A 12,576-nucleotide genomic window follows, 5' to 3' on the forward strand; every position below is an offset into this window, starting at 1 on the left:
GACAGGCGATGCATGGGTACCATGCGCTTTATGGGAATCCGCCGTCAGCAAGCATCTGCAGCCCGACGGGGCGGCATGGCCGTAGGCGGTGGCTTTATGGCGGTGATGGTGGTGCTCGCCTGTGCGCTCGTGCTCATGCTCAGCGGCATCATCCCGGTATTCGGCCGTTCTGAAACTGTCGACCGCACTCAGACCCCGGTGCTCCAGCGCCTAACCAAACTCAACCAGTTCAAGGCTGCGTCGGGCACATTTCAGGTGCTCGTCGACGTCGAGAAGGACACCCAGGGCCTCCCCTCGATCCTGGCCGGCGAACGCACCTTGATGGTGGCCGCCGGTGAGGTGGACGCCGAGGTCGACTTCAGTGGGCTCAAAGCCGACGCCATCGTCGTCGACGAGGTCAACAAGTCGGTCGTCATCACAGTTCCACCACCAACCCTGACCAAGACCCGTATCGACAACTCCAAGACACGGGTGTACAGCCGGGAACGGGGACTCTTGAACCGTGTCGAGGACTTTTTGGCCGACCAGCCGGTGGATGACCAGCCGCTCTATGTGCAGGCCGAAAACGAGATGTCGACGGCCGCTCAAGCCAGCGACCTGACCGGTCTGGCGAAGCAGAACACCGAGGACATGCTGGTGGCCATGATGGGCTCGCTCGGCTATTCCGACGTGACCGTGATCTTCAGCGCCGACGCACCGACGGCGCCGGATCAGCCCGTCGACATCAGCGGCGCCGGTTAAACCCGATCATGACGGGACCAGCTCATGACCGGACCGGCTCATGCACCTGCCGGTTCAGGTGCCGTCCGGTCGCACACCACCCCGACGGGGCGACCCCCGAGTAACACCATGGTGACCTGGGACGCCGCTGCGCTGCGACGAGGTTCGGTATCCCCCAGCGACTCGTCCGGCGTGGAGTAGGCCAGGTCGCCAAGCGCCCACCCGACCCGGGCGACGGGCGTGGCGGCCGGCGCTGTGGCGACGGCGCCGCGCACCTGCGATTCCGACACCATTCCCACCAACTGACCGTTCTCATCGGCCAAGGGGAAGTACTCGTAGGCCGGATTTGGTTCGACCACGTTGGCCAGAAACCAGCCCGAAGGGGCCCATGCCGCCTGCGCCGGGGCGATGGGGCCCATTCGGTCGCTCACGCATCCAACCGGGACGCGTGTCGACCGCAGGTTCGAGGCCATCACCAGGAACCAGCCAATCATCAGCGCCCACCAGGCGGACAACCCCAACAGCGGCCGACCCCACCAGAGGAACAGCGCACCGGTTGCCAGCAGCGAGACGCCCATGGCAAGCCCCGAGAAGCTGACCACCCGATGCGCCAGGCGGCGGTCACCGGTACCCCACCAGACAAGTGCCATCACCACCCGTCCACCGTCCAACGGAAACCCGGGCAGCAGGTTGATGACCACCATGGCCACATTGGCCCAGGCGAGGGCCCCCAGGATGCCGGCGCTCAGCCAGGCTTCGGCCCCAATTGCGTAGCGATGTCCCACCACTGCGACCACCGCGCATGCGGCCGAGGCGATCGGCCCCGCCAGCGCCACCCAAAACTCCGACACCGGGTCGGGCGGCGACGATTCCAGCTCGGCCGCGCCACCGTAGAACAACAGCGAGATGCGCCTCACACCAATGCCGAAGTGACGGGCCGCCACCGTGTGCCCCACCTCGTGCACAAGCACCGACACCAGATAGCCGGCCACGAAACTGAGGCCCAGCGAGATGCCGGTGGAGGTGTCGACGCCGGCGCGGCTGACGAGCGAGTTGGAGGTCAGCCATGCGATCAGTCCGCCAACGATCAGCACCGACCACTGGATGTACAGGGGCACACCGAAGAGTCGACCGATTCGCAGCGTGGCTCGCACCAGGCCATCTTACGGGCGGCGGGGCCTCCCGAGCCCTCACCCGGAGCGGTTTCTGGGGGCCGCTCGCACATCGCGTACCGACCGGCAAGGATGGCCCCATGGGCTTCTACGCAAACCGCGTGCTTCCACCGATCATCGACCGTGTGCTCAGCACGGGCCACATCAAGAAGCACCGGTCCCACGTCGTGCCCGGCGCGTCCGGCACCGTGGTCGAGTTGGGCTTCGGAACCGGCACCAACCTGGAATTCTACGATCCGGAAGCGGTGACCGAGGTGTTGGCGGTCGACCCGGCAACGGGCGCACGCAACCGCGCGGCGGCCCGCATCAGCGACTTTGCACGGCCCGTGCGCTGGGTGGCCCTCGACGGAGAGCGCCTCCCATTGGAGGACGCGTCGGTGGACACGGTGGTCGCGGCGTTCACGCTGTGCACCATCCCGGATGTTGAGGCGGCGCTGGCCGAGGCCCGGCGGGTTCTCAAGCCAAGTGGACAATTCCGCTACCTCGAGCACGGCCTGCACCCCGACCCCAAGGTGGCCGTCTGGCAGCGACGCATCGAGCCGGTGTGGAAGGTGCTGGCGGGTGGGTGTCACCTCACCCGCGACGCCGACGAACTGGTGCGGGCCGCTGGTTTCGATCTGGTCGAGAGCGAACACCACTCCATGCCGGGCCCACGCTTCTCCACCGCGCTGTACGAGGGGGTTGCCATCCCGGCCTGAACGCCAACACGCTCGGGGCGGCCGAGGAGGTTGGCTTCGGTGGGCCTTGTGGTACGACTCTCACACCCTGCACTCCCTCAAGGCCCACGCCTACGTGGCGAACGGGAGTGAGAGTGGGCGCTGAGGGACTCGAACCCCCGACCCCCTCCTTGTAAGGGAGGTGCTCTAACCAGCTGAGCTAAGCGCCCGAAGCGGCCGAGCGTAGCGGCTGATCAGGCGGGGCCCATCGACTGACGCCAGTTGTCGACCGCCGTTTCGGCGACGCCGTGCCACGCCGTGGGGAGATGCCCGGTGACGTGCAGTCGCTCAAGTGCCATCGCGGTCTCCATCTGGATCGGCGGAAGGCCGTCGGGGGTCACCCACTGGACCGCTTCGATCTCCACCGAGCACGGTCGAGGCTCGCCTGCGCCGGCAGCCGGACGTGCGAGAAACACGACATCGATGCGGCGTGGCTCAGGGTCGAGCACCACCTCGGAACCACCATCGGTCACGATGGCGATGCCCACCTCCTCGCGTACCTCACGGCGGAGCGCGTCCAGCGGAAGCTCTCCACGCTTCATCAACCCACCTGGCAGGCCCCACCGGCCTCGGTAGGCCTGACGCACCACCAGCATGCGGTCGCGGTCGTCGAGGATCACGGCGATGGCCCCGGCGGTAAACGTGGGCGACAGCAACCTGACCACCATGCGACGGGCCCGGGTGGGCAACAGACGGTAAGCGCCCAAACCCAGGCGATGCAGCGCACTCAGCATCGTTTCAGGCTACTTGGAGGTGTCCCAACGCACCGGGGTTCGCCACCACCCTGATGCACGCGCCCTCCGCAGCGCCTCGGCGGCGGCCTCGTGGCTGCGGGCCACGATGGGCTGACGGCGCTCGGGGGGCGACACGGCGACCACCGGCCGGTCCTGTGCGTCGAGCATCACCCCGCCCATCTCGGTCAGCACCAGCAGGCCGCCCAGGAAGTCCCATTGGGCGTTGCCGGTGGTGGTGGCGTCTAGGTACAGGTCGAGGGTGCCCTCGGCGACCGCACACACGTCCAGTGCGGCGGCCCCGAAGCTGCGGAACTGCTTCCACCCCAGGTGCGATACGGGTGTCCCGTTGATCGCCGCCATCGAGTCGTCCACCAACGGCGCTGCGACCGGCGTCATCGGTTGACCGTCACGCTGGGCGCCCCCGCCCCGCACCGCCGTGTACGTGGTGCCGAGAACCTGGTTCCGAACCAGCGATACCCATGGGCCCTCATCATCGAGAACGCAGGCGGAGGTGGCCCACCATGGCAGCCCGCGTGATGCGTTGGTTGACCCGTCAACCGGGTCGAGCACCACTTGGAGCGATCGCTCCGGGTGGTGCCGACCGGACTCTTCGGACAGCACGCCGAGCCCCGCAGCAGTCAGCGTTGCCACCGCTCCCCCGTCGGCCACCAGATCCAGTTGGTACTGACCCGGACGGTCGCTGCGGGCGCGCCGGTCGGTCACCTCGTTCACTGCGGCCAGAATGTCGGCGGCCACCCGATCGAGCAGTTTGAGAGCCTCGGCGGGTTGCATCGGTCCATCCTGACCGCTCGCCGACCGACGTGCGACCCGGGGTTCAACAGTGCTCGGTGGCGTGGCGCCTCCTCCCCGGGTCGCACTCCCATGGCGCCGCAGGGCGCGTCCGTGACAGCCTGTGGTCATCCAGGTACGGGTGCATCACCCGATCATTCCGTTGCCTGTGCCCAACCCAAGCCTGAAAGGACCCTTGGTGGCCGTCATCGACCTTGCCGGTTACATCGCCGGTTTGAAAGACCAGGCGGTGGAGCATGGTTTCCACGTCCACGATGAGCGTCACTTCGTGGAGACCTACTCCATGCGTCAGGCCTGGGAGGTGGACCTCCACCCCGAGGCGGCTTGCGGCGGGCCGCTGGACCTTCACGTGGCCGTCGAACTCGATCCTCGGGTGCTGCTGGCCTTCGAGGACCACATCATGGAGTTACGGGAGGCCGAAGAGCCGGAGGATCGATTCACGATCCCGCTGATCTTCACATGGTCGCTCCCGCCGTTGCCCTCCGGCCCCGACCTGCTGGTTCTGGCCACCGACCTGGCAGGGGTGGGCGGCACCGACCTGCCCATCGAGGTCTCAGCCATCGACACCTACGCCTCGGTGACCGACCCCGCCGAGCGCAGCCTCACCATCGTCGCGCGGGTTGAGGTATCGCTCGGCCAGGTGTTCATGGGTACCGAAAACCTGGCCGACGAGCTGGAGAAGTGCGGTGTGGTCAGCGAGTTTCTGCTGGACCGTGCGCCGGCCTGGCTCGAGGACTGACTCCGGTGGAACGTACGTTTCGGGGAGTACGCGTCACCGGTGACCGGATCGTGCACGGCACCGATGACCATCCACTGACCGATGCCCGGGCGTCGGTCAAGACGCCGGCTGCGTTGCGCCGTGACGCCGCTGCGGGCCGCATCACGCTGGACGAAGCCACTCAGGAAGTGCTTCGCTCCCGTCGGGGTGAAAGTGGCCTGTTCCTCGTCGTCACCGGGGACGGCTTCACCATGGCGGTGCCCGTGCCGGTCAGGAAAGGCTCCGACGCACGCACCTTCGCCTCCCGGCTGAACACGGCCGCCAACCGGCTCAGCCTGAACGCCGCGCCCATTCCGGTCAGCGAGGTCTCGACGATCGGCGAGCGGTACACGGTTGGCTCCCGGGTGGCGGCCCCGAAGTTCCAAACGGCCGAGAGCCTGATTCCCGAGCCCTCCCATCACCCCGGCACCGAAACCACCGGCTGGTCCTCAACCCGTCCCACGGGCCGAACACCGGCTTCAGCCCCCGCCGCGTCCTCTGGCCCTGCCACGTCGAGGGCGGCAACCGGACCGGCGGGGTGGTTCCCCGATCCCACCCACCGCTTCACCCATCGCTATTGGGACGGTGCGCAGTGGACCGAGCACGTCGCCCGCAACGGCATACGCAGTCGCGATCCCATCACCGGTCCGGGCCAGTCGACCGTGACCCGATCGACTGCGGGTGTCGATCCGCTCAGCGACGCGATCAGTTCGTTCTTCGGGCGGTAGGCACTTCCCATCATCCCCGCTGTGGACCCAGGCCTCGGTTAACTTCGTCGGAGCGTCGGCGACGGACGCCGGCCTCCTCGACGGGAGGGATGACCATGTTTCACCCAAAGGCGCTCGCCGCCGAAATGATCGGAACGTTCTGGTTGGTGCTGGGCGGTTGTGGCGCCGCAGTGCTGGCCGCCGACTTTGGCACGGGAGCCAACGGCACCAGCCTCGGCATCGGCTTCGCAGGAGTCGCCTTTGCATTCGGGCTGACCGTACTGACCGGGGCGTACGCCGTCGGGCACGTATCCGGTGGTCACTTCAACCCGGCGGTCACCATTGGGCTCGTCGTCGGCGGTCGCTTCGAGCCGATCAAGGCCATCGGCTACATCATCGCCCAGGTGATCGGGGCCACCATCGGTGCAGCGGTGATCTACCTGATCGCATCGGGTCAGGCGGGTTGGAAGATCGGCAAGGGTGCCGGCGCATTCGCCTCAAACGGCTACGGCGAGTTCTCGCCGGGCGGGTACTCCCTGGGCGCCGCGTTCACCGTCGAGGTGGTTCTCACCGCCGTCTTCCTCATCGTGATCCTCGGGGCCACCGCCAAGCGGGCCGCACCCGGCATGGGCGGATTGGCGATTGGGCTGTGTCTGACGCTCATCCACCTCATCTCCATTCCAGTGACCAACACCTCGGTCAACCCGGCCCGTTCCACCTCGCAGGCGATCTTCGCCGGTTCCGACCAGCTGGGGCAGCTCTGGCTGTTCTGGGTTGCGCCAATTCTTGGGGCCGCCATCGGCGCCCTCATCCACCGCTACTTCGTCGGCGACCCCGAGGACGTCATCGTGCCGACCATCGCCTCGCCCGAACCCACCCGGTAAGGCGTTCCGTTGGCCGAGCGGGTGTTCAGCGCCGGCGCCCGGCCAACTCGACACGTGCGAACACGGTGGTGACCCCTGCGGCGGTCACCACCGTGGCCATCACCCACCACACGTTGCGTCGGGAGGCCGGCCGCGGGAGGGCAGGGGCGACGAGGCTCAGCAAACCAACCCGAAACACGCCGAAGACCCAGACCAGCGGTGTGCTGATCGCGCCCAGAAGTCCCGGTCGACCGTGCATCCGCAAGTGGTCGAGCACCACCAGCAGGGGCAAGAGCGGCACGAGCACCACAAACGCCCACCGAAACGCACTGATCCGACCTGGGTCGAGCCCTGGCCGCCATGTCGAGCGGTCAGCCCCAAGTCTTGCTCAGGACCTACCAACAAGGTAAGGGCTGTGTGGTCGATTCGGGTGGGCCTGGTGGGGATCGAACCCACGACCGAAGGATTATGAGTCCTCTGCTCTCACCACTGAGCTACAGGCCCGAACGCCCGGCCATGGTAGCGACCTGCCCAGTGGCGCCCATTGGGTTTGCGCCAGGAGCTCCCATCGGGTTGACTGGCCTCGATCACACGAGGTCTCGGGGAAGCCGGTCAGATTCCGGCGCTGACCCGCAGCCGTAGGTGAGGCCAGTCCTCACAAGCCGGAATGCCGGGCCCGTGCGCTCCCAAGTCAACCGTCGAGGAAGCGCGGTTCGGAGCGGGACTTTCCTCCCGTCGCCGTGCCCGGGAGAGAACCATGCAGGCAGTCGCCGAGGCGCACAAGCGATCCCCGTGGCCTGCACTTGGCGCTGAGCTACTGATTGCACGGCATCGGATGGGTATCAGGTGAGACGCTGGGCAGCCGTCTTCGCTCTGGCGGCCTTGGTGGCGCCGGCGTGGGTCGCAGCCCCCGCAGGGGCGGCACCCGGTGCCCCCTGCTCGCCCAGCGCCGGCGGTGGAACCCGCGTGGCGGTGGTCATTGACACCGGCACGTCGGCCGTGCCCGATGCCCGCTGCTTCGAAGTGAACGCCAGCGTGAGGAACGGTGCGGAGTTCCTGGCCGCACGAGCTCAAATCTTGAATACGCCGCCGCCGACCTACGACCGGTCCGGTCTGCTGTGTTCCATCGATGGCTATCCGGCAACCGGCTGTGGCGAGCAGACGGGCAACAGTTATGCCTATTGGTCTTATTGGGATGGCCGATCCGGAAGCTGGGTGTTCAGCAACACGGGCCCAGCGAGCAGGCGCATGACCAACAGTTCGGTCGAGGGCTGGCGGTTCCAGACCGAAGGAACCCTGGCGGCCAGCGGGCCGTCACCCCGCTTTCCGGCCGACCGTGAGCGGATCTGCCCGCCACCTCCTCCTCCGACCACCCAAACCACCCAGACGACCCAGACCACCCAGACCACCCAGACCACCCAGACCACCCAGACCACCCAGACCACCCAAACCACCCAGGCGACCCAGACCACCCAGGCGACCCAAACCACCCAAACCACCCAGGCGACCCGAACCACCCAGGCGACCCAGACCACCCAGGCGACCCGAACCACCCAAACCACCCAGGCGACCCAGGCGACCCGAACCACCCAGGCGACCAAGGAACCTGCCACCTCCGCTCCCACCCGCCTGACGGCTCCCCCGCAAGGGCCGGTGGCATCGCCAACAACTCGCGCGCCGTCCGCCACCCCGTCGACAGCCACCTCACCGACCACCGCCAGACCACCCACCCCGCCGACAGCCACCTCACCGACCGCCGCCAGACCACCCGGTTCGCCGGCCGCCACCTCACCACCCGGTTCGCCGACCGCCACCTCACCACCCGGTTCGCCGGCGGCAGGCTCGCCGACCGCCGCCAAACCACCCGGTTCGCCGACCGGTCCACGGCAAGGCAGCGTCAACCAAACGCCTCAATTGCTTGCAGTCGAACCTACCGGCCGCACCGCCACGCTGCCCCAAGCGGGCGATACCGTCGACGGGGCCAAGGCAAACCCGACATCCGCATCGCCAACATCCGCGTCTTCGAGTCTCACCACGACCTCCGCAGTCAATAAACCGCAAGGGGGCCCCACCACCCTGGCCCGAGGTGACGGCGAAGACATTGGCCGGGTCACCAACGTGGCCCAGGCGGGCGACTTGACGGTGCCCGGCTCCAAGCAGTCCTCATCGACCGGGTGGTGGGGCGCCGGTATCGGGATCGGCGCCATCGGCGGCTCGTTCGTCTCGGCCAGGTGGCTCCGGCGACGCCGCTTGTCGTGAAGCCGGGTCGACACACGTGAAGCACTCTTCGTTGGGCGTGAAGGATCCTGCTCAGGTTCTCGATCCCGGTGATGCCGGCCATCCGGGGGCCTGGTGGATTTGGAGCCTGCTGCTCGCGGGCGCGTCACTTCGAACCACCAACGTGATCGTCTTGGCACTGGTCATCGCAGTGGCGACCCAGGTGGTCGTCGCGCGGGCCGACCCCGACTCGCCATGGTCTCGGATCCAGCGGTACGTGCTGAGTTTTGCCGTCATCATGGGGGTGTTGCGTCTGGGCCTGGTGGCCGCCTTCGCCCCGCGTACCCCCGGCACCGTGCTTCTGACCCTCCCGACGCTCGACCTGCCCACCTGGATGGCGGGGGTTTCTGTGGGCGGGCCGGTGACCACCGGCGCAATGTTCACCGGTGTCGTGGAATCGCTGCGGCTGATCGCGCTGCTGGCCGCCTTCACGGTGCCGGCGTCGCTGGTGAGCCCCCATCGCACCGTCCGCGCCCTGCCCGATGGGGTGGCCGAGCTGGGGGTCATCACCACGGTGGCCCTCACGGTGACCCCCGCGGCAGCCGAACATGTGCGGCGACTCGCCGAGACGCGACGGCTGCGGGGACGGCCGCACCGCGGCATCCGGGGGATGCGCGGCTCGATCACGGCCGTGCTCGAGGGCTCGTTCGACCATTCCCTCACCCTGGCCGCCTCGATGGAGGCCCGTGGCTACGGCGGGCGACGTCCCGGGGAGGATCCGGGCGCTCGACGTACCGCAACATGGCTGCTCACAGCCGCCGTGGTCGTGGCATCACTTGGCGCCTTCATGATGTTGAATGCCGGCGGTTCGCGGGTGGTCGGTGCCGCAGCAATGGCCGCCGGTGCGATCCTGATCACCTTCGCACTCCGGGGAGCATCCAAGCGCAGCGTTCGCACGCGATATCGGCCGCTGGCCTGGACCGGTTCCGACTGGGTACTGGTCGCCGGTGGCCTTGCGGCGCTGGGTGGAAGCATCGTCCAGGCACGACTCAACGCAGTGGTCCTGGCTCCCGGCACCAACCCGCCCGAGGCACCACCTCTGGCGATAATCGCCATCGCCGGACTGGCGGTCGCCTACTGCTGTGCCGCCTTCTCCGGCGGTGGCCCGACGCCCACATCCCCGCCGGTACCCCTCCCCAACGCCGGGGCGGACCGATGATCTGCTTTGACGACGTCTCCTTCGCCTATGCGACGGACACTCCGGTGGTGCTCGATCATGTCAACCTCACCGTTCCGGAGGGCGACCTGGCATTGGTGACCGGCCCGACCGGTTCGGGCAAAAGCACGCTGCTCGGCGCCATCTGCGGGCTCGTACCCCGATTCTCCGGGGGCGTCCTGGCGGGCTCGGTCACCGTCGACGGCATCGCCACCTCGTCGGCGCCGCCACGCGACCTGGCCGCAACCGTCGGCTACCTACCTCAGCGGGTGGACGCCAGCTTTGTCACCGACGTGGTCGAGGACGAACTGGCCTGGACCATGGAGCAACTTGGCCTGGCGCCAGACGTCATGCGCCGCCGGGTCGAGGACACACTCGACCTTCTGGGTCTGGCCGATCTTCGCAACCGGCCGATCGCCACCCTGAGCTCCGGGCAGCGCCAGCGCGTTGCGCTGGGCGCCGTGCTGACCGCTCAGCCACGCGTCCTGGTGTTGGACGAGCCAACCTCGGCGCTCGACCCGCAAGCAGCCGAGGATGTACTTGCCGCCCTCACCAGGCTGGTCGGCGACCTGGGACTCACCATCGTGTGCTCCGAGCATCGTCTGGAGCGGGTGGTGCAGTACGCCGACTCGATCATCATCGTCGACGGCTCGGGCGCCGTCAGCCACGGACCACCCGATGCCCAGTTGGTCAACGCTCCAGTGGCCCCACCGGTGATCCATTTGGGCCGACGTCTCGGTTGGGATCCGCTGCCTCGTTCGGTGCGTGACGCCCGCCGGGCCGCCGCGACCCTCCGGAACGAGTTGCCGGCCGAGCCACCCGGCCACACAAGGCGGTCGGTCCCCGCCGGCAGCGAACCCATCGCCACAGCCGAGGACGTATGGGTCCGTTATGGCGACCGGGTGGCGCTCAGCGGCCTCAACCTGGCACTTCACCCGGGCGAGGTGACGGCGCTGATGGGCAGAAACGGCGCCGGAAAGTCGACCCTGATCTCCACGCTCGGCGGTGGGCGCGCCCCGGACAAGGGCCGGGTGCGTATCGACGGCGAAAACCCGCTCACGTTGCGTGGACGCCACTTTTTGCGACTGGTCGGCGTGGTGCCGTCGGATCCCACCCTGTTGCTGTCCGCCACCACCGTGGCTGCGGAGGTCGCCGAGGCCGACCGGGAAACCGGCACTGCGCCCGGGGTCACCGCGGCCGCACTCGAAGCGCTGCTGCCCGGGATCGACCCGGGCGCCCACCCCAGCGACCTGTCTGCGGGCCAGCGCCTGGGGTTGGCACTGGCCCTGGTGCTGGCCCACGAGCCCAGGGTCGTGCTGCTCGACGAGCCCACCACCGGACTGGACTACCGGGCAAAGGAGGCACTGGCATCATGGCTGGCCAAACTGAGCAGCCGCGGCACCGCCGTGCTGTTGGCCACCCACGACGTGGAGTTGGTGGCCGAGGTGGCCCACCGGGCGGTCGTGCTGGCCGACGGCGAGATCGTTGCCGACGGACCCGCCACCGAGGTGGTCACCCACTCCCCCACGCTGGCTCCCCAGGTCGCCCGCATTCTGCACCCGCTGCCCTACCTCACCGTCGACGACGTGACCGCAGCGCTGGAGGCGCAGCGATGACCTCCGCCGAGACCACTGTTCAACGGCGACCGGTGCTGTCGGTTGGCCCACAGCGGGCGATCAACCTGCGGCCTCGGTCCGTGGCGGTACTCGCCCTGACGTCGCTGGTCGGCATCGTGGCCTATCTGTGGCCGTTTCTCGTCGGGTCCCCGCAGCAGGGCGCAGCGAGCATGGCCCACGCTCAGGACTCCGTCGTGGTGATGGCCCTCCTGCTGCCACTGTTGGTGTTGGTGACCGCCATCGAGCTGGGCGAAGGAGGGTTCGACGCCCGGGCCATCGGACTGCTCGGGGTACTGACCGCCGCCGGAACCGCATTGCGCATGGCCGGGGGCGGCGTGACCGGCTTCAACCCCATGTTCTTTCTCATCGTCCTGGCGGGCTCGGTCCTCGGCTCGGGGTTCGGCTTCATTCTGGGAGCCACCACGATGTTCGCCTCGGCGATCATCACCGGAGGCATCGGCCCGTGGTTGCCCTTCCAAATGTTTGGAATGGCCTGGATCGGCGCCGGTGCAGGATGGTTGCCCGGCCGGGGAACCCGCGCCGAGCTGTGGGTGGCGGCCGCCTACGGGGCGCTCACCGGACTGCTCTACGGAGCGCTGCTCAACCTGTGGTCGTGGCCATTTGCCGCCGCCGGAGCAGAGCGCATCAGCTACCAGCCCGGCGGAGGTCTGTCCGAGACGTTGCGCCGCTACTGGGCGTTCTATCTGGCCACCTCACTTGGGTGGGATCTCACCCGCTCAGTCGGCACCGTGATCATGACCATCGCAATTGGCCCTCCGGTGTTGCTCGCCCTGCGCCGCGCCGCCAAACGCGCCCACTTTGTTCACCGCTGACCCACTGCGGGCAGCAATCACCCGAGCGGTTGGCCCTACCTTCTCGCCGCCCAACCGACGCCGGCTCGAGGCCACCACGACGAAGGCCCCCACCGGCGGGTGGGGGCCTTCGATACTGCTCCGGGGGTGAGGCTCGAACTCACGACATTCTGATTAACAGTCAGACGCTCTGCCAGCTGAGCTACCCCGGAATGGACCACTTACTCTAGCAGCGG

At 68.1% G+C, this 12,576-nt stretch carries 14 protein-coding genes, 3 tRNA genes and 1 riboswitch; of the genes, 9 read left to right on the forward strand and 8 right to left on the reverse strand.

Annotation, left to right across the window (positions count from 1 at the left end; all coding sequences use genetic code 11):
• Nucleotides 1-30: 30 nt before the first annotated feature.
• Entirely contained in the window at nt 31-741 is a 711-nt protein-coding gene (locus MPARV_RS0109545; RefSeq protein WP_157789540.1) for a DUF4230 domain-containing protein, read from the forward strand.
• A gap of 38 nt (nt 742-779) precedes the next feature.
• On the opposite strand, the gene MPARV_RS0109550 is transcribed toward MPARV_RS0109545, so the two are convergent.
• Nucleotides 780-1,874 (reverse strand): site-2 protease family protein, encoded by a 1,095-nt coding sequence (locus MPARV_RS0109550; protein ID WP_012227755.1) that lies wholly within the window; start codon nt 1,872-1,874, stop codon nt 780-782.
• Between the two features lie 98 nt (nt 1,875-1,972).
• Between MPARV_RS0109550 and MPARV_RS0109555 the strand changes: the two genes are divergently transcribed.
• Nucleotides 1,973-2,590, forward strand: coding sequence for a class I SAM-dependent methyltransferase (locus MPARV_RS0109555; protein ID WP_012227753.1), 618 nt, complete (start codon nt 1,973-1,975; stop codon nt 2,588-2,590).
• A gap of 114 nt (nt 2,591-2,704) precedes the next feature.
• Here MPARV_RS0109555 and MPARV_RS0109560 read toward each other — a convergent pair.
• From MPARV_RS0109560 to MPARV_RS0109570, 3 genes are all read right to left on the reverse strand, one after another.
• Nucleotides 2,705-2,778 (reverse strand) — tRNA-Val (locus MPARV_RS0109560).
• A 24-nt stretch (nt 2,779-2,802) separates the two neighbouring features.
• A complete protein-coding gene (locus tag MPARV_RS22610) occupies nt 2,803-3,342 on the reverse strand; it encodes an NUDIX hydrolase (RefSeq protein WP_012227751.1) in 540 nt (179 codons plus the stop codon).
• A 9-nt stretch (nt 3,343-3,351) separates the two neighbouring features.
• A complete protein-coding gene (locus tag MPARV_RS0109570; RefSeq protein WP_020378075.1) occupies nt 3,352-4,134 on the reverse strand; it encodes an inositol monophosphatase family protein in 783 nt (260 codons plus the stop codon).
• Between the two features lie 196 nt (nt 4,135-4,330).
• Here MPARV_RS0109570 and MPARV_RS0109575 point away from each other — a divergent pair, with 196 nt between their 5' ends.
• The 3 genes from MPARV_RS0109575 to aqpZ all read left to right on the forward strand — a co-directional run bounded on the left by MPARV_RS0109575 (nt 4,331) and on the right by aqpZ (nt 6,500).
• On the forward strand, nt 4,331-4,891 hold the full coding sequence (locus tag MPARV_RS0109575) for a hypothetical protein (RefSeq protein ID WP_012227747.1): 561 nt from the start codon (nt 4,331-4,333) through the stop codon (nt 4,889-4,891).
• Nucleotides 4,892-4,896: 5 nt separating this feature from the next.
• Entirely contained in the window at nt 4,897-5,637 is a 741-nt protein-coding gene (locus MPARV_RS0109580) for a DUF2510 domain-containing protein (protein ID WP_012227745.1), read from the forward strand.
• 95 nt (nt 5,638-5,732) lie between these two features.
• The gene (aqpZ, locus tag MPARV_RS0109585; RefSeq protein ID WP_051011989.1) at nt 5,733-6,500 is read left to right on the forward strand and encodes an aquaporin Z; all 768 of its coding nucleotides are present in this window, start codon (nt 5,733-5,735) and stop codon (nt 6,498-6,500) included.
• A 25-nt stretch (nt 6,501-6,525) separates the two neighbouring features.
• On the opposite strand, the gene MPARV_RS0109590 is transcribed toward aqpZ, so the two are convergent.
• The 3 genes from MPARV_RS0109590 to MPARV_RS24710 form a co-directional block, all read right to left on the reverse strand.
• Complete coding sequence (locus MPARV_RS0109590) at nt 6,526-6,780, reverse strand: hypothetical protein (protein ID WP_155852506.1); 255 nt, start codon at nt 6,778-6,780, stop codon at nt 6,526-6,528.
• A gap of 130 nt (nt 6,781-6,910) precedes the next feature.
• Nucleotides 6,911-6,983: transfer RNA gene (locus MPARV_RS0109595), tRNA-Ile, on the reverse strand.
• Between the two features lie 58 nt (nt 6,984-7,041).
• Nucleotides 7,042-7,172, forward strand: a riboswitch (cobalamin riboswitch).
• Between the two features lie 149 nt (nt 7,173-7,321).
• Entirely contained in the window at nt 7,322-7,459 is a 138-nt protein-coding gene (locus tag MPARV_RS24710; protein WP_020378079.1) for a hypothetical protein, read from the reverse strand.
• On the opposite strand from MPARV_RS24710, the gene MPARV_RS25545 reads away from it, so the two are divergent.
• From MPARV_RS25545 to MPARV_RS0109630, 4 genes are read left to right on the forward strand one after another with little or no spacing between them, the layout of a single operon-like run.
• The gene (locus tag MPARV_RS25545) at nt 7,446-8,738 is read left to right on the forward strand and encodes a hypothetical protein (protein WP_238538851.1); all 1,293 of its coding nucleotides are present in this window, start codon (nt 7,446-7,448) and stop codon (nt 8,736-8,738) included. The genes MPARV_RS24710 and MPARV_RS25545 overlap by 14 nt on opposite strands.
• A gap of 16 nt (nt 8,739-8,754) precedes the next feature.
• Nucleotides 8,755-9,915, forward strand: coding sequence for an energy-coupling factor transporter transmembrane component T (locus tag MPARV_RS0109620; RefSeq protein WP_081582213.1), 1,161 nt, complete (start codon nt 8,755-8,757; stop codon nt 9,913-9,915).
• On the forward strand, nt 9,912-11,528 hold the full coding sequence (locus MPARV_RS0109625; RefSeq protein WP_020378082.1) for an ABC transporter ATP-binding protein: 1,617 nt from the start codon (nt 9,912-9,914) through the stop codon (nt 11,526-11,528). The genes MPARV_RS0109620 and MPARV_RS0109625 overlap by 4 nt, the downstream gene beginning before the upstream one ends.
• Nucleotides 11,525-12,361: an ECF transporter S component gene (locus MPARV_RS0109630; RefSeq protein ID WP_012227730.1), complete on the forward strand. Its 837-nt coding sequence runs from the start codon at nt 11,525-11,527 to the stop codon at nt 12,359-12,361. Before MPARV_RS0109625 ends, MPARV_RS0109630 begins: the two co-directional genes overlap by 4 nt.
• 118 nt (nt 12,362-12,479) lie before the next feature.
• Here MPARV_RS0109630 and MPARV_RS0109635 read toward each other — a convergent pair.
• Nucleotides 12,480-12,552: transfer RNA gene (locus MPARV_RS0109635), tRNA-Asn, on the reverse strand.
• Nucleotides 12,553-12,576: the final 24 nt, after the last annotated feature.

Origin of the sequence: Candidatus Microthrix parvicella Bio17-1 (genome assembly GCF_000299415.1) — a bacterium.
Taxonomy (GTDB): domain Bacteria; phylum Actinomycetota; class Acidimicrobiia; order Acidimicrobiales; family Microtrichaceae; genus Microthrix; species Microthrix parvicella.